The 22447-nt window shown below is 46.6% G+C and carries 17 protein-coding genes; 15 read left to right on the top strand and 2 right to left on the bottom strand.

The features are described 5' to 3' along the window. Positions 1–79 precede the first annotated feature (79 nt). The 6 genes from HMPREF0663_RS03230 to HMPREF0663_RS03210 all read left to right on the top strand — a co-directional run bounded on the left by HMPREF0663_RS03230 (position 80) and on the right by HMPREF0663_RS03210 (position 4933). Positions 80–610 (top strand): YceD family protein, encoded by a 531-nt coding sequence (locus HMPREF0663_RS03230; RefSeq protein ID WP_004368729.1) that lies wholly within the window; start codon positions 80–82, stop codon positions 608–610. Positions 611–623: 13 nt separating this feature from the next. Further along, the gene (gene rpmF, locus HMPREF0663_RS11630) at positions 624–809 is read left to right on the top strand and encodes a 50S ribosomal protein L32 (RefSeq protein ID WP_016665353.1); all 186 of its coding nucleotides are present in this window, start codon (positions 624–626) and stop codon (positions 807–809) included. Further along, on the top strand, positions 809–1825 hold the full coding sequence (locus tag HMPREF0663_RS03225; protein ID WP_004368728.1) for a beta-ketoacyl-ACP synthase III: 1017 nt from the start codon (positions 809–811) through the stop codon (positions 1823–1825). Before rpmF ends, HMPREF0663_RS03225 begins: the two co-directional genes overlap by 1 nt. A gap of 84 nt (positions 1826–1909) precedes the next feature. Beyond that, positions 1910–2791: a GTPase Era gene (gene era, locus HMPREF0663_RS03220; RefSeq protein WP_016665352.1), complete on the top strand. Its 882-nt coding sequence runs from the start codon at positions 1910–1912 to the stop codon at positions 2789–2791. A gap of 375 nt (positions 2792–3166) precedes the next feature. Continuing rightward, on the top strand, positions 3167–4480 hold the full coding sequence (der, locus tag HMPREF0663_RS03215) for a ribosome biogenesis GTPase Der (RefSeq protein ID WP_016665351.1): 1314 nt from the start codon (positions 3167–3169) through the stop codon (positions 4478–4480). A 66-nt stretch (positions 4481–4546) separates the two neighbouring features. Next, positions 4547–4933 (top strand): hypothetical protein, encoded by a 387-nt coding sequence (locus HMPREF0663_RS03210; RefSeq protein WP_004368725.1) that lies wholly within the window; start codon positions 4547–4549, stop codon positions 4931–4933. Between the two features lie 72 nt (positions 4934–5005). Here HMPREF0663_RS03210 and HMPREF0663_RS03205 read toward each other — a convergent pair whose 3' ends face one another. Next, the gene (locus HMPREF0663_RS03205) at positions 5006–5776 is read right to left on the bottom strand and encodes an ABC transporter ATP-binding protein (protein WP_023983834.1); all 771 of its coding nucleotides are present in this window, start codon (positions 5774–5776) and stop codon (positions 5006–5008) included. Positions 5777–5940: 164 nt separating this feature from the next. Next, entirely contained in the window at positions 5941–6699 is a 759-nt protein-coding gene (locus HMPREF0663_RS03200; RefSeq protein WP_016665350.1) for an MlaE family ABC transporter permease, read from the bottom strand. Positions 6700–7340: 641 nt separating this feature from the next. Between HMPREF0663_RS03200 and HMPREF0663_RS03195 the strand changes: the two genes are divergently transcribed. The 9 genes from HMPREF0663_RS03195 to guaB all read left to right on the top strand — a co-directional run bounded on the left by HMPREF0663_RS03195 (position 7341) and on the right by guaB (position 22447). Beyond that, complete coding sequence (locus tag HMPREF0663_RS03195) at positions 7341–10325, top strand: SusC/RagA family TonB-linked outer membrane protein (RefSeq protein WP_231375172.1); 2985 nt, start codon at positions 7341–7343, stop codon at positions 10323–10325. A gap of 14 nt (positions 10326–10339) precedes the next feature. Then, positions 10340–11995 carry a SusD/RagB family nutrient-binding outer membrane lipoprotein gene (locus tag HMPREF0663_RS03190; RefSeq protein ID WP_004368721.1) on the top strand — a complete coding sequence of 552 codons (1656 nt, stop codon included), beginning with the start codon at positions 10340–10342 and terminating at the stop codon, positions 11993–11995. Between the two features lie 279 nt (positions 11996–12274). After that, positions 12275–13102, top strand: coding sequence for an LPS export ABC transporter ATP-binding protein (gene lptB / locus HMPREF0663_RS03185; protein WP_004368720.1), 828 nt, complete (start codon positions 12275–12277; stop codon positions 13100–13102). Between the two features lie 309 nt (positions 13103–13411). Next, the gene (tig, locus tag HMPREF0663_RS03180) at positions 13412–14770 is read left to right on the top strand and encodes a trigger factor (protein WP_004368718.1); all 1359 of its coding nucleotides are present in this window, start codon (positions 13412–13414) and stop codon (positions 14768–14770) included. Between the two features lie 163 nt (positions 14771–14933). Beyond that, positions 14934–15602 (top strand): ATP-dependent Clp endopeptidase proteolytic subunit ClpP, encoded by a 669-nt coding sequence (clpP, locus tag HMPREF0663_RS03175; RefSeq protein ID WP_004368717.1) that lies wholly within the window; start codon positions 14934–14936, stop codon positions 15600–15602. A 2-nt stretch (positions 15603–15604) separates the two neighbouring features. After that, positions 15605–16849 (top strand): ATP-dependent Clp protease ATP-binding subunit ClpX, encoded by a 1245-nt coding sequence (gene clpX / locus HMPREF0663_RS03170; RefSeq protein ID WP_004368716.1) that lies wholly within the window; start codon positions 15605–15607, stop codon positions 16847–16849. Between the two features lie 96 nt (positions 16850–16945). Continuing rightward, positions 16946–19123, top strand: a complete 2178-nt coding sequence (gene recQ / locus HMPREF0663_RS03165) for a DNA helicase RecQ (protein WP_004368715.1) — start codon at positions 16946–16948, stop codon at positions 19121–19123. Between the two features lie 279 nt (positions 19124–19402). Further along, positions 19403–20872 (top strand): PepSY-associated TM helix domain-containing protein, encoded by a 1470-nt coding sequence (locus tag HMPREF0663_RS03160; RefSeq protein ID WP_036859468.1) that lies wholly within the window; start codon positions 19403–19405, stop codon positions 20870–20872. Between the two features lie 90 nt (positions 20873–20962). Further along, positions 20963–22447, top strand: a complete 1485-nt coding sequence (gene guaB / locus HMPREF0663_RS03155) for an IMP dehydrogenase (protein ID WP_023983825.1) — start codon at positions 20963–20965, stop codon at positions 22445–22447.

Raw genomic sequence — 22447 nt, 5'->3', positions numbered from 1 at the left:
CTTATTATATATAGGGGCAGATAAAATAAATCCTATTTTTTTTCATTTATCGGAAAATATTAGTAACTTTGCAACCCAAATGTGTAGTTTAGATACCTTTAAGATTGATTTGAAAGGCTTGCAGGAGGGCAAAACGCAGTTCCGGTACAACCTTGATGATGATTTCTTTAAGGCTATAGATGCTCCCCATGTGCGTCGAGGCAGGCTCATCGTGAAGCTGTCTGTACGCAGAATGGCCGACGTCTTTGAACTCGATTTCCATACGGAGGGCAGTGTACACGTTCCGTGCGACCTGTGTTTGGACGATATGGAAGTGGTAATCGACGCGGATAACCGCTTGGCGGCCCGATTAGGTGCAGAATATTCGGAAGACGATGACCTCATAACGGTAGACGAGAACGATGGAACAATTGACGTGGCGTGGTTCATTTACGAGTTTATAGAGCTTGCTCTTCCCATCCGGCATGTGCATGCGGCCGGTAAATGCAATCCTGCCATGGTCGAATTGCTTAATAAACATTCGGCCGCACAAGGCGGTGAGGCCGAAGAAGAACATACGTCTATGGATCCTCGTTGGGCAGAATTGAAGAAATTAAAGATTAAAGATTAAAAAATAGAACAAAATGGCACATCCTAAAAGAAGACAGTCGAAGTCTCGTACACTCAAGAGAAGAACCCATGATAAAGCAGTAGCTCCTACGCTGGCACTATGCCCTAATTGCGGTGCTTACTATGTTTACCACACCGTTTGCCCCACCTGCGGGTATTACAGAGGCAAGGTAGCTGTTGTTAAGGAAGTAGCTGAATAATGGGCAAGGTAAAAGCAGTCATCACAGGTATCGGAGGTTACGTTCCCGATTATATCCTTACGAACGAGGAGTTGTCGCGAATGGTCGATACGAGTGATGAGTGGATCATGACGCGAGTGGGTATCAAGGAGCGTCGTATACTTACCGAAGAGGGGCTGGGTACCAGTTATCTGGCTCGTAAAGCTGCCAAACAGCTGATACAGAAGACCGGTGTTGATCCAGATACCATAGATGCTTTGATCGTTACAACGACCACACCCGACTACAAATTCCCGTCCACTGCGTCGATCGTATTGGGCAAATTAGGATTAAAGAATGCGTTCGCATTCGACTTCGAAGCTGCTTGTTGCGGTTTCATGTATACGTTGGGAGTGGCTGCTTCGATGATTGAAAGCGGAAGATGCAAGAAGATTATCGTGATCGGAGCGGACAAAATGTCGTCGTTGGTCGACTATCAGGACCGTCAGACATGCGTTCTGTTCGGCGATGGTGCCGGAGCTGTGCTCGTTGAAGGTACGGAAGAAGACTACGGTTTGCAGGATTATTACTTCAGAACCGATGGAAAAGGGCTCCCTTACCTGCACATGAAAGCAGGCGGAAGCGTATGTCCGGCATCGCATTTCACGGTAGATCACCGGCTTCATTACCTCTATCAAGAAGGGCGAACGGTGTTCCGGTATGCCGTAACGGACATGAGCAACGATGTGATAGAAGTGCTCAAGCGCAACAAACTTACGGCAGAAGACGTGAATTGGGTGGTGCCTCACGAGGCTAACCTCCGCATTATCGAGGCCGTGACCAAGCGTGCAGAGATACCACTGGATAAAGTTGCCGTGAATATAGAGCACTATGGTAACACCAGTGCGGCTACTATACCGTTGGCTCTTTGGGATTATGAAAGCAAATTAAAGAAGGGAGATAACGTTATTTTTACCGCTTTTGGGGCCGGATTCGTGCATGGCGCGTCGTATTATCGATGGGCCTACGACGGAGCGACTGCAGCGGCAAAGGGTTAAAGCTCTTACAATATCGCAACGAATAAACGCATCCTTCCTTAGAAAAGAATGCGTTTTTTTATTATAAAAGCAACAAATATCGCTATGCATAAGGCCGGATTTGTGAATATAGTAGGCAACCCGAATGTGGGAAAGAGTACGCTTATGAACCAACTTGTAGGCGAAAAGATCAGCATTGCCACGTTCAAAGCGCAGACAACGCGCCACCGTATCATGGGCATCGTAAATACCGATGATGCACAGATCGTGTTTTCGGATACGCCCGGTGTGCTGAAACCCAATTATAAATTGCAGGAGTCGATGCTCGCTTTCTCGGAGTCGGCGCTGACAGATGCCGATGTTTTGCTTTATGTAACCGATGTTGTGGAGGCTCCGGAGAAGAACATAGAGTTCCTCGACAAGGTAAAGAAGATGACCATTCCCGTGTTGTTGCTCATCAATAAGATAGACCAAACCGACCAGAAGACGTTGGGAAACATCGTTGAGAAGTGGCACCAACTGCTTCCGAATGCCGAGATACTGCCCATATCCGCACAAAATAAGTTCGGTACGGATATGCTTTTGAAGCGTATCAAGGAGCTGTTGCCCGAATCTCCGCCCTATTTCGATAAGGAACAGCTTACGGATAAGCCAGCCAAATTCTTTGTCAGCGAGATTATCCGCGAGAAAATTCTGCTTTATTATGATAAGGAAATACCCTATTCCGTGGAGGTTGTGGTAGAGAGTTTCAAGGAAGACAGGAAACACATCCATATCAATGCCGTGATTTATGTGGAGCGAAACAGTCAGAAAGGCATCATCATCGGGCATCAGGGCATGGCTTTGAAGAAGGTAAGTACCGAGGCCCGTAAGGCTTTGGAGCGTTTCTTCGGCAAACCGGTGTACTTGGAAACCTTCGTAAAAGTGGATAAAGACTGGCGCAGTTCGCAGAAAGAACTGAACAACTTCGGGTATAATCCGGAGTAAAAGTAAAGGGGTAGAGAAGTAAAAAGATAAAGGCTGCCGCATAAAAGGCCGTCTCTTTATGCTAAAAAGGCCGTCTCTTTACGATAAAAAGACCGTCTCTTTACGATAAAAAGGCCGTCTCCTTACGGATAAGAGGATGCCTCTTATGTAATTAAAGGGTTTGAATACTCGTGTAACAGCTTGTGCCTGTTGCCGATAGATATGTGCCCTAAGGGGCTTACACAATAGATGTATTACTAATAGGGAGCCTGTGTAATCTGTACGTATCGGGATGCTTGGCATCCGAGAGCCGTGCATGAACAGGTTTCAAACGTGCCTATAGAATGCGTACCCTCGCGGGGCACTCTCCTTTTTGAGAGGAGTTGGGGAAAGTTTATGGCAAATTTAGTAGCGATAGTGGGGCGCCCCAACGTGGGTAAATCCACCTTATTCAACAGACTGACGCAATCCCGAAAGGCGATTGTCAGCGATACTGCCGGTACTACACGCGACCGCCAATACGGCAAATGCAACTGGAACGGGCGGGAGTTTTCCGTTGTCGATACCGGCGGATGGGTAGTTAATTCCGACGATATATTCGAAGATGCCATCCGACGTCAGGTACTTGTGGCAACCGAAGAGGCGGATATCGTGATCTTCCTTGTAGATACGATGACGGGAGTTACCGACTGGGATGAGGACGTGGCGCAGATATTGCGCCGCTCGAAGCTGCCGGTGCTCCTCGTAGCCAACAAGGTAGACAACAGTTCCGACTACTATCAGGCCGCCGACTTCTACCGTTTGGGGCTTGGCGATCCTGTCTGTGTCAGCGCTGCAACGGGCGGAGGAACGGGCGATTTGCTCGACCTGCTCATTACAAAGCTGAAGACCGATGACTTCGACGACGTGCAAGACGACATTCCCCGCTTCGCTGTAGTGGGGCGGCCTAATGTCGGTAAGTCGAGCATCATCAATGCCTTCATCGGCGAAGACCGTAATATCGTGACCGAAATTGCCGGTACTACACGCGACAGCATCTACACTCGTTTCGATAAGTTCGGCTTCGATTTCTATTTGGTCGATACGGCCGGCATCCGTAGGAAGAACAAAGTAACCGAAGACTTGGAGTTCTACAGCGTGATGCGGAGCATACGTTCCATCGAAAACAGCGATGTTTGTATTCTGATGATCGATGCAACGCGAGGCATAGAGGCGCAGGATATGAATATTTTCCAGCTGATACAAAAGAATAACAAGTCGCTTGTGGTCGTGGTAAACAAGTGGGATCTGGTAGAAAACAAAGATCAGAACGTTATTAAAACGTTCGAAAATGCCATTCGAGAGCGCATGGCACCGTTCGTAGACTTCCCCATTATCTTCGCTTCGGCGCTCACCAAGCAGCGCATCTTTAAGGTTCTTGAAACGGCAAAGCAGGTATATCTCAACCGTAAGGCCCATGTGGGAACCTCTAAACTCAACGAGGTAATGCTGCCGATTATCGAAGCAACGCCGCCACCTTCTATCAAAGGCAAGTATATCAAGATAAAATACTGCACACAGTTGCCCAACACACAGATACCGTCTTTTGTGTTTTATGCCAATCTGCCGCAGTATGTAAAGGAGCCGTATCGCCGGTTTTTGGAAAATAAGATACGCGAAAACTGGTCGATGCACGGCTGTCCGATCAATGTGTTTATCCGTCAGAAGTAACATTTATGCGATATCCGGTCCCGACAGACCGTGCATATCTGTCGGGATTTTTTATATTTACAAGCAATGAAGAAACTGTTATATCTTGTGTTAGCGGGCCTGCTGGCTGCTTGTTCTGCGGAACTTTCTCCCGGTGATGTGGCCGCACAGGCTGCCAAGGTGTATTATGAATATTTGCTGAAAGGCGATTATGCCGCTTTCGTAGACGGGCATTATCGGCAAGACAGCATCCCCCGAAGCTATCGGGAGCAGCTTATTACTAATGCTAAGATGTTTGTCGGCCAGCAACAGACCGAGCGCCGGGGCCTGAAAGAAGTGCGCATTGTGCGTGCCGAGGCCGATACGGCACTTCACGTAGCCAGCGTGTTTATGTTGTTTACATATGGCGACAGTACCAACGAAGAAGTGCTGGTACCGATGGTAGAGCATAAAGGCGTTTGGTATTTAAGATAAAGACAGCCGTGGCGAGCAGTGCGGGTTTCGTACAATATGTGGCCGGTCAGGTTCCGAAAGCAATCCGTAAATTCACAGATTTCCTTCCTCTTGTTCCACCTCTTTCACCTTTTTGAATAAATCGGAAGCAAAGACAAGGTCGTTCAGACGCTTATTAGTCGAGTTGATGATGTCGTCTTTAGTGCCTTGCCATTCCTTTTTTCCCTTGTATATAAATATGATGTTCTCGCCGATACCCATTACCGAATTCATGTCGTGGGTATTGATGATAGTCGTTATGTTGAATTCATGAGTGATGCCCGAGAGCAGTTCGTCGATGACGAGCGACGTCTTCGGATCGAGTCCGGAGTTGGGTTCGTCGCAGAAGAGATACTTCGGATTGAGCACAATTGCACGGGCTATGGCCACACGCTTTTGCATTCCGCCCGATATTTCGCCCGGGTATTTGTCTTGGGCATCGGTCAGATTAACGCGGGCAAGGCAGTCTTGCGCCCGTTTCACGCGCTCGCGATAGTTCATGGCAGAGAACATATCGAGGGGAAACATAACATTTTCGAGCACTGAAAGGGAATCGAATAGCGCTGCACTTTGAAAAATCATGCCCATTTCGCGCCGCATTCTCACCTTATCTTTCTTGCTCATGCCCACAAAGTCGCGCCCGTCGTAGAGCACTTCGCCGCTTGTAGGCTCGAGAAGTCCTACGAGATTTTTCATCAGAACGGTCTTTCCCGAGCCACTCTGACCGATGATAAGGTTCGTCTTCCCATCGTCGAAGCGTGCATTGATGTCTTGCAACACCGTCTTGTCTTCGAAAGATTTGGTTAAATTCTTTACTTCTATCATATTCATGCGGCCTTCCCCTGTCTCCCGAAAAGCGGGGAGAAGCATTCAGGGGGTATTCGGCGTTATCTTTATTCGGTTTAAAATCAGCTGGTTTCTTGTCGTTTTATTTCTTTTCATGCCCTCAATCTTCTAATTTAGGGAGCGTGGGAAGCTGGGGAAAATGCTTAACTCAGCAACTGTGTGAGGAACACATCGGAAAAGAGGATGAGCACGCTGCTGCTCACAACTGCATCTGTCGACGCCTTTCCTACCTCCACCGAGCCGCCCTCTACGCTGTAGCCGAAGTACGAAGACACACTGGCAATGATGAACGCAAAGAACAAACTCTTGATGATACTCATCCATACGAACCACGGATTGAACGAATGTTGCAGTCCGAGAGTAAGGTCTTCGGGCGTTAGTATGTGCCCGATGTAGGCCGTACCGTAGGCGCCGAGGATACCTGTAAGTGAGCTGAAGATGACGAGGAACGGCATGATGGTGACCAAGCCCATGATCTTTGGCAGTATCAGATAGCTTGCCGAGTTCACCCCCATGATATCCAAAGCGTCGATCTGTTGGGTAACTCGCATCGTTCCGAGCTCCGAAGCGATGTTCGATCCTACCTTTCCGGCGAGGATAAGACACATGATCGACGATGAAAACTCGAGCAACATGATCTCGCGGGTGGTATATCCGGATACCCAACGCGGCATCCACGGACTCTGTATGTTCAGTTTCATCTGTATGCAGATTACCGCCCCGATGAAGAAAGAGATAAGCAACACGATGCCTATAGAGTCGATACCGAGTTGCGACATCTCCTTAACGTATTGCTTGAAAAACATCCTCATGCGCTCCGGACGGCTGAACGACCGCCCCATAAGGATGAGGTAGCGCCCGAAAGTGGTGAGATATCGATAAGTAAGTTTGATAATAAGCATGCCTACAGATAGCTGTTGTTGCATGCAAAAGTAACCAAAAAAGTGCAAAAACTGCTATAAAGATAGAAGTTTTTATGCTTTTGCGGGTGATATTATGTTTTGTTGAGTTTCGTTATCGGAGTTTTTGAGGCTGATACGGGCAGTATTTGCTGGCGATAGATAGTGTTCCTATCGTTGATAAGCATGCGGTTTATCGGGCCTGAAGGGTATACCTATTGCGATTATTTGCTGTGTGTAGTATGAATAAAATGTAAATGAATGTAAATTTAAAACCTCGGGTAGTTAATAAATTTAAAGTCGGTGATGAAAATATGTTATTTTGTTTTTTTCTTGAAACGTAATCAAAAAAATGTTTACCTTTGCGTATTACTAAAAACCGAGGGTGCAAATGTATTAAGTATCTTGGCGATCTAACTAAAACAAACAGTATCTGAACTTCCTATAGAATGCTTCAAGGCTTGAAACATGCCCTTTTCTTAGTTGTATGAATATAACAGAGAACAAATAATATCTATTAAAAGTTGTACACATAATTAATTAGTTAGCTTATGTATAAACCATTGAGAATTGTAAGTTTTATGCTGGCTTTCTCGGCATTTTCTGCATGTCCGGCGCTCGCTGTGGGCACTTCTGCAGTTAATATGCAGGCCACGCAGGAGAACAATGTTTGTAAAGGTGTGGTTACAGATAGCCACGGAGAACCTTTGGCCGGCGTGTCTGTGGTCGTTAAAGGCACGCAGCGCGGTACCACGTCGAATACGGAAGGAAACTTCTCTCTGCCCGGCGTTAAAAACGGCGATGTAATTCAGGTATCGTTTATTGGCTTCAAATCGGCAGAGGCTGTGTGGAACGGTAAGGCTATTAACTTTGTGCTGAAAGACGACTCCGAACTTCTGAGCGAGGTTGTGGTAACGGCTATGGGTATCAAACGCGAATCTAAGTCGCTTGCTTATTCTGCCCAAACCGTAGGGGGTAAAGATGTAAACGAGATTAAGAATATCAATATGATTAACTCTCTGCAGGGCAAGAGTGCCGGTTTGAGCATTACGCCCAACTCTACCGGTGCAGGTGGTGCATCTAAGATATTGTTCCGTGGCAGCAAGTCTATCAGCGGAAGCAATCAACCCTTGGTGGTTGTAGACGGTGTGCCTTTGATGATGAATATCTCCGACAATCAGGTAAACAGCAATTATGGCGGACAGCGCGACGGCGGAGATGCCCTCTCGGCCATCAATCCCGACGATATTGCGCAGATAACTCTTCTGAAAGGTGCTTCTGCAGCGGCTCTCTATGGCGCCGTGGCAGCCAACGGTGCCATCATGATTACCACTAAATCGGCGCAATCCGGTAAGGTTGCCATCAACGTATCGAGCAACACCACCGCCGAGAGTGCCCTTACGTTACCTAAATTCCAGTCGAATTACGGTGTTAGCGACAGCGGTACTTTCAGCTGGGGCAGCAAGTTAAGCAGCTCGGCTCCTAATTATGCCAAGAAATTCTTCCGTACCGGTTTCACTACAAACAACTCTATATCGGTAGCAGGCGGTAACGATAAGATTTCTTCTTATTTCTCTTATGCCAATGTAATGTCTAACGGTATTACGCCGGAGAATAATTATAAGAGTCATAATCTGTTGGCCAAGGTGGGCTTCAATGTGCTCGAACGCGTGCATATAGACGTGAGTGCAGGCTATAACAAGCAACATGTAAAGAACCAAGCAGCATCGGGTTTCATCAATAACCCGCTTACCGGTGCTTATCTCTTCCCCCGTGGAGAGAACTGGGATGACTACAAGAGCAACTTCGAAGGTTACGATTCGTCGCTGAATACCAATATTCAACGTTGGACAAACGTAAAGCAAGAGCAGTTTTCTAACCCATATTGGATGGTCAACAGGCAAGCTCCGATTTCAGATCGTGACCGTTATGATTTCGGCGGAAGCATCAGATATGATATCATGGACGGGCTTTCTGTTACCGGCAGGCTGCGTTATGAACGCGGCGACGAACGCTGGGTGTATAACGAGTATGCATCGAGTACCGGCGGTAGAAACCTCTTGGGTACGATGAAAGATAGTCGTATTTTCAGCGAACAGTTCTATGGCGATTTGCTTGCTTCTTACAATCATACGTGGGAAGATTTGTATGCATTCTCGGTAACGGCCGGAGCCAGCTTCACCAAAACTAAGGGCGAAGGTAACGAAGTTATAGGATGGGGCGACTCGAAATACGAGGTTATAGACGGAAAACCATCCGGTAATGCCTACTATCCCAACATCTTCTCGCCGGCGAACTACTATCGTTTGTCGACAACATTCTCTCGTAAAGACAAACGTTTGAACTCTATATTTGCTACGGCACAGTTCGGTTACAAAGACGGATTGTTCTTTGACGTGACTGCACGTAACGACTGGTCGTCTTCTTTGGCATTTACAGAGAGCGTGTCGTTCTTCTATCCATCGTTCGGAACAAGTATCTTGCTCGATAAGTTTATCAATTTGGGCAAGGATGTGAATATGTTGAAACTCCGTGCTTCTTACTCTATCGTGGGTAACGATGTGCCTGTGTTCATGAGTAACCTTAGATATACGTTGAAAGACGGTGGCTCTTTAACGCCTCCTGACAAGGCTCCGTTCCGCACACTGAAGCCGGAGAAGACGCATTCTCTTGAGCTCGGTATCGAAGGTATGTTCTTTGATAACCGCTTAGAGGCTAACATTACTTACTATAAGACTAACACCAAGAACCAGTTCTTCGACATCGAGGCTCCTTGGGAGACAGGTCTACGTCGGCGTTATGTCAATGCGGGTAACGTAGAGAACCAAGGTGTTGAGTTCAGTCTTTCATGGCATCAGCAGTTCAGCAACGATTTTGCTTGGACAACAAGATACAACTTCGCTTACAACAAGAACAAAATCAAGGATTTGGTTGAAGGTTTGAACGACGGACTTACGCTTGCCGACTACGGTGGAGCTAAGTTTATCCTGAAAAAAGGCGGACAGTATGGCGACCTATATGTACGTCAGATCAAGCGTGACAGCAACGGAAAGCCCATCGTGGATAACGGTGCACCGGTCTTAGGTGGCGATAATCTCGCCGATCTGAAGTATGTTGGTAACATGATTGCTAAGGTAAACATGGGCTGGAGCAATACTTTAACCTACAAAGACTTTGCATTATCGTTCCTTATCGACGGTAAGTTCGGTGGCAAGGTGCTCTCTATGACAGAGGCAACTCTCGATGGATGGGGCGTATCCGAACGTTCCGGCGCGGCTCGCGATGCCGGAAGTGTGAACTTGGACGGTACGACATTCGATCCGCAGAAGTTCTATCAGACTGTCGGAGCCACCAACTTCAACTCGCAGTATGCCAACGAAATGTATATATACAAGGCAACTAACGTTCGTATGCGCGAGCTTTCTCTCGGATATACGTTCCGCAATCTCTTCGGATTCGGTAAGAATCTCACCGCTTCGCTTATCGCGCGTAACCTATTCTTCTTCTATAAAGACGCGCCGATGGATCCGGATGTATCTCTTGGTACGGGCAACGGATGGCAGGGTGTAGACATGTTTACATTGCCGTCTTCGCGCAGTATCGGTCTTAACTTAAAGCTTAACTTCTAAAATTTGATGATCCTATGAATATCAAGAAAATAATATCCTATGCGTCGGCTGCCGCTTTGATGGCGATGAGCGGTACAGCACTGACCGGTTGTACGGATAACTTCGAGACGTTGAATACCAATAAATACGAGGTAGATCCGAACAATATGCCGTTTGCAGCTCAGTTTATCGAGCCCATGACTTATGTCTATGCTCCTCATCAGAACATGTTTCAGTTCTGGACCAACCTGAGTATCGACCTTTTCGGTGGCTATTTCATGACTCCCCATAACTTCGGAGGCAACGGAAACGCAGACTATAAGTTGAACAGAGGCTTCTGTGGGGGTATGTACGAGAACTATTATCTGCACTTATTCAATAATACCAGCCGCCTTATCAAGGCTTGCGACGAGAGAGGCATTACCGATTTTGCGGCCGTAATGCGTGTGGTTCAGGCTTATGCAACCGCATGTGCGACGGATGCTTACGGCCCTATAGCCTACAGTTCTGTAATAGAAAGCAACGGTGTATCGTTTGCCTACGACAAGCAGGAAGACATCTACAACTCTATTTTCAAGCTCTTAGACGATGCGATAGCCGGTTTCAAGAGCGGTACGTCTACGGCAGAGCAGATGCAGGCATTCGATTATTGGTGCAATGGCGATAAGACTTTGTGGATAAAAGTGGCCAACCAGTTCAAACTGCGTTATGCCATGCGCATCGTAAAGGCCAATCCTACCTTGGCTAAACAGAAGGCCGAAGAGGCTGTTCAGGGTGGTGTGTTGACATCGGCAGACCGTGATATCCTGATCGACCACGGCATCAGTAACGAGTTAACCCGCATGTTCGAGTGGGGCGATTGCGGCATGAATGCCAATTTGGTTACCATTATGGAAGGCTTCAACGATCCGCGTATCGGTCTTTATATGACCAAGAATACCGGCGATGTGCAGGTAAATGGAGCAACAGTTGTGGCAAAAGGCGCCCAATATCTGGGTATACGCGGCGGTTGTGAATTGCCTAATAAGCCCAATGCGTGGACAAGTTATTCCGGCGTTGTGTGCTCTTATGCCACCCCGTTGCCCGTTATGAAGGTGGCAGAGGCCTACTTCTTGCGTGCTGAAGGGGCATTGCGTGGCTGGAGTATGGGCGGAACAGCCAAAGATCTTTACGAAGAAGGCATCAAAGTTTCCATACAGAACGAGCTTAAATATAAGAAAGCTTACTCTTCGGTAACGTCTATCACAGACGCACAGATTACGGCTTACATCAACGGTACAACCACGCAGGCGAATTATGTCGATCCTGCAAATTCGGCAAACAACATCAATGCCCAGAATACCGTGAGCGTGAAATGGGACAATAGTGCAAGTAATGAAGAGAAATTGCAGCGCATTATCATTCAAAAATGGATTGCCAACTTCCCACTCTCTACCGAGGCATGGGCGGATTATCGCCGTACCGGCTATCCTAAACTGTTCCCCAATAGGGTGAATAAGAGTGACGGTACCATCGATACCGATGAGCAGATACGCCGCTTAATCTACTCTACAGTAGAGATCAATACCAACAATGCCGAGATGCAGAAGGGTATAGAACTCCTCAATCAGGAGAATACAAGTACTAAGTTTAAGGGCGATATCGGCGGTACCCGCGTATGGTGGGACAAGCAGGGCGTAGCCAATTTCTAAACAGTATGTATGAATAACGAGTACCGAGGTGGCGCATAAAACGAAACCTCGGTATTTATATCGGGAAGACAAATAAGAGCAAACGGCCGTAACGATGCCTTGCTTTTTATTTGTCTTCCTTTTCTTTTCCGTAGAAAAACCCTTAATAGTTCTAAACAATTCAACCTTTTCCATATTTTTACACTACCTTTGCATAAGATAGGCTGCACCTCGGTAATTTCAAGCAATCTTGATTACGCTCGGTTCGTACTATCTTTGTAATGGAAGTAACGACTGAATATGGAAGATAAAAGTAATATGCAGGAAGGTAATAGGGAAGGAGGAATGGTGCTCCGTACCGAAGGATTGGTGAAAAAGTATGGAAAGCGTACCGTTGTAAACGATGTTTCGATTAACGTAAAGCAAGGAGAAATTGTGGGATTGCTTGGCCCTAACGGTGCCGGAAAGACCACCTCTTTCTATATGACCACCGGTTTGATAGTTCCGAATGCCGGACATATATACCTGAATAATACGGATATTACCAACTATCCTGTGTATAAACGTGCGCGGGCAGGTATAGGTTATCTGCCTCAAGAGGCCAGCGTGTTCCGCAAGATGAGCGTAGAAGATAACATAATGGCGGTACTTGAAATGACCAAACTGAACCGGCAGGAGCGCGAAGACAAGCTGGAAAGCCTGATAGGCGAGTTCCGTTTGAACAAAGTTCGTAAAAACAAGGGCGATCAGTTGTCGGGTGGAGAGCGACGAAGAACCGAGATTGCCCGTTGTTTAGCTATCGATCCGAAGTTTATTATGCTCGATGAACCGTTCGCAGGTGTCGATCCTATCGCCGTAGAAGATATACAGCACATAGTGTGGAAGCTGAAGTACCGGAATATAGGCATTCTGATTACCGACCATAACGTGCAGGAAACGTTGACCATTACCGACCGTGCATACCTGCTGTTCGAGGGAAAGATACTCTTTCAAGGTAATCCCGACGAGCTGGCTTCCAATAAAATAGTGCGCGAAAAGTACCTTAGCAACAGCTTCGTGTTGCGCAAGAAAGATTTCCAACTCATAGATGAAGAACGCCGTGCCCGCGAGTCTGACGAGGGTAAATAGAACCACTGTTGCGGCTGCATGCATGGCTTTTCTGCGGTAGATATGCCCTCTGATTGCGATAGATGGTGCATGTAACAGGCTTAGGCATATTGCTTGTCGTTGCTACGTATATGTTTTATGTAGGTCGCCCCTTTGCTACAAACTGTTTATGCTGTTTTTCCGAAGTAAACGTAGGTGTTGTTTTCGCATGTTGCAATACCCGTTGAAAACAAAATTTTACATATTATGTTAGGTATTTACGCCAATTATGAGTAATTTTGCAACTCGGTTCGAAAAAAATAAATAAATCATATAACAAAGATATCAGAGATGAAGATTTCATTTGAAAACCCCGACAAAGTGAATGGTTTGATGACCATTACCGTCGAAGAAGCCGATTACAAAGAGAATGTCGAGAAGACATTGAAGGATTATCGCAAGAAAGCAAACGTGCCGGGTTTCCGCCCCGGGCAAGTTCCCATGGGACTCATCAAGCGCCAGTTCGGTACTTCGGTAAAGATGGATGCCATCAATAAATTCGTCGGAGAGCAGATTTACAAGTACGTACAGGATAATAAAATTCAGATGCTTGGCGAGCCTTTGCCCTCTGAAAAGCAGCAACCGCAAGACCTTGAGAAAGATGCACCCTATACATTCGTATTCGATATTGCCGTTGCACCGGAATTCCATATTGAGTTGAATGGCAAGAATAAGATCGATTACTATAACATTACGATAGACGATAAGCTCATAGACCATCAGGTAGATATGTTCGCATCGCGCATGGGCAGCTATGAAAAGACCGAAAAATACGTCGACAACGACATGCTGAAGGGCGATCTTCGCGAACTCGATGCAAAGGGTAATACCAAAGAAGGGGGGCTCACGGTCGAAGGAGCGGTACTGATGCCTAATTATATTAAGGTAGATAAACAGAAAAAACTGTTCGATGGAGCGAAGTTGGGAGATATCATTACGTTCAATCCCCGCAAGGCCTATCCGGAGAGCGATACGGAAATAGCTTCGTTATTGAAGATAGACCGCGATCACGTGAAAGACTATGAAGGCAATTTCAGCTATCAGATAACGGAAATCAGTCATTATAAAAAGCACGATGTAGATCAGGAACTCTTCGACAATGTATTCGGTAAAGGTGCAGTAAAGAGTGAGGCCGAATTCCGTGCAAAGATAGTTGAAGGGCTAAAGGCACAGCTTACTGTCGACAGCGGTTATAAGTTCTTGCAGGATGTTCGCGACTATTGTGAGAAGAAAGTGGGGAAACTGACCTATCCGGATGCCTTGCTGAAACGCGTAATGCTGAATAATAACAAGGATAAAGGGCAGGAATTCGTAGACAAGAATTATCCCGAAAGCATCAAACAGCTTACTTGGCACCTGATTAAGGAGCAGCTTGTGGCCGCTCATAATATTAAGGTAGACGATAAAGACATTAAGAACGCAGCAAGAGAAACGGCACGTGTGCAGTTCGCGCAGTATGGTATGAACAACGTACCCGATGAATATGTGGACAATTATGTAACCGAACTCTTGAAGAAACGCGAGAATGTAGACGGTTTCGTGGACCGTGCCGTGGATATCAAACTTATTGCCTCGTTGAAAGAAATCGTGAAGTTGAACGAGAAAGAAATCTCGATGGACGACTTCAACAAGATGATGGAAAATAAGTAGGCAAAGCAAAGTTTTACACTTTGTGAAGCATTCTTAAATAACGTTTTTTACGAAAAAAACTTCTTTTTATATAAGAGGTTGTCGACTTTTTTATTAACTTTGTGTTATTAAGTATATAGAAAGGTGGGCAACCTCTTTTACATTTAATAATAGAAAGGATAAAATGAACAGCGAATTTAGAAAGTATGCTACCAAACATTTGGGCATGAATGGTATGGTACTTGATGATGTTATTAAGTCTCAAGCACAGTATCTGAACCCTTATATTCTTGAGGAACGCCAGTTGAATGTTACGCAGATGGATGTTTTCTCGCGTCTGATGATGGACCGTATCATATTTCTCGGTACGGAGATCGACGACTATACTGCCAACACGCTGCAGGCGCAGTTGCTATATCTCGACAGCGCAGACAGCGGAAAGGATATTTCTATCTATATCAACAGTCCGGGCGGAAGCGTTACGGCAGGTCTCGGAATTTACGATACGATGCAGTTTATTTCGTCAGATGTGGCAACTATCTGTACCGGCATGGCTGCTTCTATGGCTGCAGTGCTGCTTGTAGCGGGCACGGATGGCAAGCGTAATGCACTTACGCATAGTCGCGTGATGATACACCAGCCGCTCGGAGGCGTGCAGGGGCAGGCTTCCGATATCGAAATAGAAGCCAAGGAAATACAGAAATTCAAGAAAGAACTCTATACGATCATTGCCAATCATTCGCATACTCCTTATGAAAAGGTGTGGCAGGACGCCGACCGTAACTATTGGATGACGGCTGAAGAGGCGAAAGAGTATGGGATGATCGATGCTGTACTTACACGAAAGAAATAGAAATGCCAAAGAAAATATGCAGCTTCTGTGGCAGAAGCGAGAACGAGGTAAGGTTGTTGATAACGGGACTTAGCGGGTTTATCTGTGAAGACTGTGTACAGCAGGCTTATCAGATCGTTCTTTCGTCGGGCGTACTCGATGCTGCCGGAAACGGTAAGAAAGGCGATGATGAGTCTTTCAAACTGAAGAAAGTACCGAAGCCCAAGGACATTAAGGCATATCTCGACCAGTATGTCATCGGACAGGATGAGGCGAAACGTTACCTTTCGGTATCTGTTTACAACCATTATAAGCGTTTGCAGCAGCCCAAGGATGAAAATGGAGTAGAGATAGAAAAGAGCAACATTATCATGGTGGGTAGTACCGGAACGGGGAAAACCTTGTTGGCACGTACGATAGCCCGACTGCTCGATGTGCCTTTCACGATTGTCGATGCAACTGTTTTTACCGAGGCAGGTTACGTAGGCGAGGATGTCGAGAGCATTCTGTCGCGCTTGTTGCAGGTTGCCGATTATAATGTAGCAGCTGCAGAACGTGGTATTGTTTTTATCGACGAGATAGACAAGATTGCCCGTAAGAGCGATAATCCTTCGATTACACGTGATGTTAGCGGCGAAGGAGTGCAGCAGGGATTGCTGAAGTTGCTTGAAGGAACGATGGTGAATGTGCCGCCTAAGGGCGGACGTAAGCATCCTGATCAGGATTACATCCACGTAGATACGAAGAATATCCTATTTATTTGCGGCGGTGCCTTCGATGGTATAGAGCGCAAGATTGCCCAACGATTGAATACGCATGTGGTGGGTTACAATTCTGTTCAGAATGTAAGAAAGATAGACAAGGGCGACCTAATGAAGTATATCCTACCGCAGGATCTGAAATCTTTTGGGTTAATTCCTGAGATTATAGGCCGGTTACCGGTGCTTACTTATCTGAATCCCCTCGATAGAGAGGCCTTGCGGCGTATTCTTGTGGAGCCTAAAAACTCTATAGTCAAGCAATATGTCAAGCTTTTCGAGATGGATGGCATTAAATTGTCGTTTACGGAAGAGGCTTTAGACTATATCGTCGATAAGGCTGTCGAGTACGAACTCGGGGCACGTGGGCTGCGGTCTATTGTAGAATCAATAATGATGGATGCCATGTTTGAGATACCTTCAAAGCGCTTAAAGAACTTTGAGGTGACGCGTGAATACACACAGGAAGAGCTCGACAAGGCTCATCTAACTAAATTAGAGTCGGCTTAAAAGGTCGTTACAACAATAATCTATCAGTCGTCGGAACGGGATGTAAGGAGCATAGGCAATACCTTCCAGCCTGATCCGACGGTCTATCAGAACACTATGGTGAAGGAAGTTAATCTTATAGAAAAACTAAAACATTACTTCGGCTTCGATAAATTCAAAGGCGACCAAGAAGCTATAATCCGTAATCTCCTTGCAGGTAAAGACACTTTTGTGCTAATGCCTACCGGTGGAGGCAAGAGTTTATGTTATCAGTTGCCATCTCTAATTATGGAAGGTACGGCCATTGTAATCTCTCCTTTGATTGCATTGATGAAAAATCAGGTAGATGTAGTCAACGGAATGAGTGAAGAAGAAGGAGTTGCACATTATCTCAATTCGTCGTTGAACAAAGCTGCGATACAGCAAGTGATGGATGATGTGCGTAATGGACGTACCAAACTCCTTTACGTGGCCCCCGAATCGTTGAATAAGGAAGAGAATGTAGAGTTCCTGAGAGGTGTGAATATTTCTTTCTATGCTATCGATGAAGCTCATTGTATCTCGGAGTGGGGGCACGACTTCCGTCCGGAATATCGTAATATTCGTCCCACTATCAACAAGATAGGCAATGCTCCAGTTATCGCGCTTACGGCTACTGCCACCGATAAAGTGCGTACCGACATAAAAAAAAGCCTATGTATAACTGAAGCAAAAGAGTTTAAAAGCTCCTTTAACCGGCCGAATTTGTACTACGAAGTAAGGCAGAAATCGAACGATATCGACCGTCAAGTCATCAAATTCATTAAGCAACATCCTTGTAAGAGCGGCATAATCTATTGCTTGTCGCGTAAAAAAGTGGAGGAACTTGCTGCAATTTTGTTGGCTAACGAGATAAAAGCGGCGCCTTATCATGCCGGTCTCGATTCGGCAACCCGTTCGCAAACGCAGGATGATTTCCTAATGGAACGCATCGATGTGATTGTAGCAACAATCGCATTCGGTATGGGTATCGATAAACCCGATGTAAGATTTGTGATCCATTACGATATTCCAAAGAGCTTAGAAGGCTATTATCAAGAAACAGGTCGTGCAGGTCGTGACGGTGGAGAGGGTATCTGTATCGCTTTCTATGCTCAGAAAGACTTGCAAAAGCTCGAGAAATTCATGGAAGGAAAGCCTGTTGCCGAACAAGATATAGGCAGACAGCTACTGCAAGAGACAGCTGCATACGCCGAATCTTCCGTATGTAGGCGCAAAATGCTGCTCCACTATTTCGGCGAGGAGTACACGAAAGACAACTGTCACAATTGTGATAACTGCCTTCATCCCAAGGAGAAACGCGAGGCGAAAGATGCTTTAACGATTGTACTCAGTGCGATTATCGCCGTTAAAGAGAACTTCCGTCAGAATTACATTGTCGATTTTGTGAAAGGAAGGTCTACCGATGATATTGTATCCCACAAGCATGATCAGTTAGAAGAGTTCGGTTCCGGCGAAGACGAAGATCCGAAAATCTGGAATCCTGTGATACGGCAAGCGCTCATAGCCGGTTATATTATAAAAGATGTGGAGAACTACGGTTTGCTGAAGATTACGCAGGCAGGCAAGCGATACCTTAAACATCCGCACTCTTTTATGATTGTCGAAGACACCGTTTTCAACGAAGAAGAGGAAGAAGATGTAGGAGAGGCGACCGGTTCCGTATTGGATCCGGAGCTATATTCCATGCTGAAAGACCTACGAAAGAGGGTAGCTAAGAAGCAAGGATTGCCGCCCTATGTCATCTTTCAGGACATTTCTTTGGAACAGATGGCAACCATGTACCCCGTAACCCCTGCCGAATTGCAGCAAATACAGGGCGTAGGCGCCGGAAAGGCCAAACGTTACGGCGATGAATTCTTGGCATTGATTAAGCGTCATTGTGAAGAGAACGATATCGAAAGGCCCGAAGAACTGCGGGTGCGCACAGTGGCCAAGAAGAGTATGCTGAAGGTGAAAATCATCCAGAGTATAGACCGGCAGATTGCATTAGATGATATTGCCAGTGCTCAAGGGCTCGATTTCGATGAACTTTTAGACGAGGTAGAGGCAATAGTCTATAGCGGTACCAAGCTAAATATAGACTATTTCCTTGAAGAGGTGATGGATGAAGATCACGTAGACGAGATTTACGAATATTTCAGAGAGAGTGAAACCGACCGTATTAAGGTGGCTTTAGATGAATTAGGCAACGATTATTCCGAAGACGAAATACGCCTCGTGCGCATCAAGTTCCTCTCTGAACAAGCCAATTAACTTTGAAATATTCCCCAAAGCAGTTGGTTGCGTGTGTATTGCATGCACCAATTGCTTGAACGCCTCGGCAATGGCAGATGTATGTTATTGCCGAGGTGTTATGCGTATATGCCGTGCCTATGTGCCATATATGTATGGTCTGCACGGCTTATCCCTATGATTCGTACAGCATAAACGGGCACTCTGTCGTTGCCGGAGCTTTTGAGAAATACTGATATGTCGGTATTGCAGCAGTGCAAGGAAATACTTATCTTTGCGCAGTTAAAGGCTGTTTGTGAATTGAAAAAGAAGACTTGGAGCAAACATCATCAGGTTTTCGGACTGATATTTTGCTTTTTTATCGTGATGTTTTGCCTGTCGGGTATCGTATTGAACCATCCTTCGTGGTTCTCGCACGTAGATGTCAGCCGCGGCATATTGCCCAAAAGTTACGAATATAAGAACTGGAATGGCGGATTGCTGCGTGGTACTATCAGGTGGCAGGGCCATGTGTTGATCTACGGAAACAACGGTGTATGGCTCACGGATACTATGGCAAAGGCATGCAAAGATTTTAATACAGGCATGCCGACCGGTACGGATAATCGAAATATACGCGGCATGGCATTGATGTCCGACGGGCATTTGTTTGCTGCAGGTACATATCATCTTTATGCGTATGGTACCGATAAGGCTTGGCATGTGTTGCCCGTGCCGTTAACGGATGGCGAACGTTTGAGCGATATTTCTACGAGAGGCGACACTTTGGTGGTGACCGGACGTTCACGAGTATATCTTTCTCGCCCGCCATATATACGTTTTAATTCTGTTGAACCGGCAGCATCGCCCGATAGCGACGGCAAAGTATCGTTGTTTCGTACCGTATGGTGGCTGCATAGCGGCGAGCTCTTCGGTCTCGCAGGCAAACTTATAATAGATGCAATTGCACTGGTTTTACTTTTTTTGTGTATCACCGGAGCAGTATATTGGTTGCTGCCACGAGTAACCAAGCATCGTGATGGAGGTACAATGCGCTGGTTCTTCAGGTGGCACAATGCCATTGGGCGTACCACTATCGTACTCACTGTTCTTCTTAGTGTTACGGGGTGGCTTTTGCGTCCGCCTGCCATGTTACTCATTGTGCAGGGGCGTATTCCCGCCATACCGCTTTCTACGATGAATAGCAGTAATGCGTGGTACGACAAATTGCGCTCTCTGCGCTACGATAAGGTGGCGGGCGACTGGCTGCTATACACTTCGGAGGGTTTCTATAGTATGAAAACTCTCGATGCGGAACCCCGTAGAATAGGCATAGAGCCCCCTGTAAGTGTGATGGGACTTACGGTACAAAAGCAGTACGATGATGGTGCGTGGCTATTGGGTTCGTTCAGTGGGCTTTATTTATGGAGCCGTACTACCGGTAAAGTGTTGGACTGTATGACCGGCACCGCACCTCAAGCGGTGACAGGGGTGCCGGTCAGTGCAAATGCCATTGCCGGTTTCAGCGACGATTTGGCAGGGGGCGATTGCGTAGCAAACTACCGTACCGGTACTGCATCGCCACGTATGCCGCAGTGGATGGGCAGACTTCCTATGTCGCTTCGCAGTGTTTGTTTGGAGATACATACCGGTCGGATTTACACTTTCTTGGGTATGGGTGGTGTGTTCTATATCTTTGTTGTCGGCTTGGGCATTGTTTGGTGCCTTTTAACGGGATGGAAAATCCGCCGAAAGCACCGTGCCGGGGCGGGCGGAAATACCGTTAAATAGAATTAATTCGGGAGCTTTCTTGAACGGCATATAAGATGTATGTGGATTTTTATTGCTAAATTTGCATGCAATAAATTTAAAATAACCATCATGTCATCATTTGTTGCAGATAAAATTGTTATGGACGGTCTTACCTTCGACGACGTCCTATTAATCCCGGCTTATTCAGATGTGCTGCCGAAAACGGTAGAGTTGAAAACCAAGTTCTCGCGCCATATCGATTTGAACGTACCGTTCGTAACGGCTGCAATGGATACCGTTACCGAGTCTTCCATGGCTATTGCTATCGCGCGCGAGGGAGGTATCGGCGTTATTCATAAGAATATGTCGATAGAGGAGCAGGCTCGACAGGTGGCAATCGTTAAACGTGCCGAGAACGGAATGATCTACGATCCCGTGACAATACGCCGCGGAAGCACCGTAAAAGACGCTCTCGGTATAATGAGCGACTATCATATCGGCGGTATTCCCGTGGTAGACGAAGATAACCATCTCGTAGGAATTGTGACAAATCGCGATCTGCGCTTTGAACGTCGCCTTGATAAGAAGATCGATGATGTGATGACGCGCGAGAATTTGGTTACTACGCATCAGCAAACCGACCTGATTGCCGCCGCTCAAATATTGCAGAAAAACAAGATAGAGAAGCTGCCCGTGGTAGATGGTAATAACCGTCTCGTGGGCTTGATAACCTATAAAGATATAACGAAAGCCAAAGATAAGCCCATGGCCTGCAAGGATGAGAAAGGGCGCCTGCGCGTTGCAGCCGGTGTAGGCGTAACGGCCGATACGCTCGAACGTATCAAAGCGTTGGTCGAGGCAGGGGCCGATGCCATTGTGATAGATACGGCTCATGGCCATTCCAAGGCTGTTATCGAGAAATTGGTGCAGGCCAAAGCAGCTTTCTCCAATGTGGATATTATCGTTGGAAACGTGGCTACCGGCGATGCAGCTAAGCTCTTGGTGGAGAATGGGGCCGATGCAGTAAAGGTAGGCATAGGGCCGGGCTCTATTTGCACTACGCGAGTGGTAGCCGGAGTGGGCGTTCCGCAGCTGTCGGCCGTATACGATGTGTACAGTGCACTAAAGGGAACGGGCGTTCCGTTGATAGCTGATGGCGGGTTACGTTATTCTGGCGATGTCGTTAAAGCGCTGGCTGCCGGCGGTAGCTGTGTGATGATTGGCTCTTTGGTGGCAGGAACAGAAGAGAGTCCCGGCGAGACTATCATCTTTAACGGTCGTAAATTTAAGACCTATCGCGGCATGGGTTCGCTGGAAGCCATGGAACAAAAGAACGGTAGCAAGGATCGGTACTTCCAGAGCGATACCAGTGATGTGAAGAAACTTGTACCGGAAGGTATTGCCGGACGTGTGCCTTATAAGGGCACGGTGCAGGAAGTTGTCTATCAACTTACCGGCGGTTTGCGCTCCGGAATGGGCTATTGTGGTGCAGGGACCATAGATAAATTGCATGAAGCCAAGTTCACTCGCATTACTAATGCAGGTGTGCTTGAAAGTCATCCGCACGATATTACGATTACGAGCGAGGCTCCTAACTACTCGCGACCGGAATAA

Source organism: Hoylesella oralis ATCC 33269, assembly GCF_000185145.2.
Taxonomy (GTDB): Bacteria; Bacteroidota; Bacteroidia; order Bacteroidales; family Bacteroidaceae; genus Prevotella; species Prevotella phocaeensis.
The sequence above is the reverse complement of the archived record's forward strand: the minus strand, read 5'-3'. Positions and strand labels throughout refer to the sequence as shown.

What these genes read in the sequence shown, in the direction of transcription:
- HMPREF0663_RS03230 (WP_004368729.1), top strand. Translation starts at nt 80, where the DNA reads ATGTGTAGTTTAGATACCTTTAAGATTGATTTGAAAGGCTTGCAGGAG.
- rpmF (WP_016665353.1), top strand. Translation starts at nt 624, where the DNA reads ATGGCACATCCTAAAAGAAGACAGTCGAAGTCTCGTACACTCAAGAGA.
- HMPREF0663_RS03225 (WP_004368728.1), top strand. Translation starts at nt 809, where the DNA reads ATGGGCAAGGTAAAAGCAGTCATCACAGGTATCGGAGGTTACGTTCCC.
- era (WP_016665352.1), top strand. Translation starts at nt 1,910, where the DNA reads ATGCATAAGGCCGGATTTGTGAATATAGTAGGCAACCCGAATGTGGGA.
- der (WP_016665351.1), top strand. Translation starts at nt 3,167, where the DNA reads ATGGCAAATTTAGTAGCGATAGTGGGGCGCCCCAACGTGGGTAAATCC.
- HMPREF0663_RS03210 (WP_004368725.1), top strand. Translation starts at nt 4,547, where the DNA reads ATGAAGAAACTGTTATATCTTGTGTTAGCGGGCCTGCTGGCTGCTTGT.
- HMPREF0663_RS03205 (WP_023983834.1), bottom strand. Translation starts at nt 5,776, where the DNA reads ATGATAGAAGTAAAGAATTTAACCAAATCTTTCGAAGACAAGACGGTG.
- HMPREF0663_RS03200 (WP_016665350.1), bottom strand. Translation starts at nt 6,699, where the DNA reads ATGCTTATTATCAAACTTACTTATCGATATCTCACCACTTTCGGGCGC.
- HMPREF0663_RS03195 (WP_231375172.1), top strand. Translation starts at nt 7,341, where the DNA reads ATGCAGGCCACGCAGGAGAACAATGTTTGTAAAGGTGTGGTTACAGAT.
- HMPREF0663_RS03190 (WP_004368721.1), top strand. Translation starts at nt 10,340, where the DNA reads ATGAATATCAAGAAAATAATATCCTATGCGTCGGCTGCCGCTTTGATG.
- lptB (WP_004368720.1), top strand. Translation starts at nt 12,275, where the DNA reads ATGGAAGATAAAAGTAATATGCAGGAAGGTAATAGGGAAGGAGGAATG.
- tig (WP_004368718.1), top strand. Translation starts at nt 13,412, where the DNA reads ATGAAGATTTCATTTGAAAACCCCGACAAAGTGAATGGTTTGATGACC.
- clpP (WP_004368717.1), top strand. Translation starts at nt 14,934, where the DNA reads ATGAACAGCGAATTTAGAAAGTATGCTACCAAACATTTGGGCATGAAT.
- clpX (WP_004368716.1), top strand. Translation starts at nt 15,605, where the DNA reads ATGCCAAAGAAAATATGCAGCTTCTGTGGCAGAAGCGAGAACGAGGTA.
- recQ (WP_004368715.1), top strand. Translation starts at nt 16,946, where the DNA reads ATGGTGAAGGAAGTTAATCTTATAGAAAAACTAAAACATTACTTCGGC.
- guaB (WP_023983825.1), top strand. Translation starts at nt 20,963, where the DNA reads ATGTCATCATTTGTTGCAGATAAAATTGTTATGGACGGTCTTACCTTC.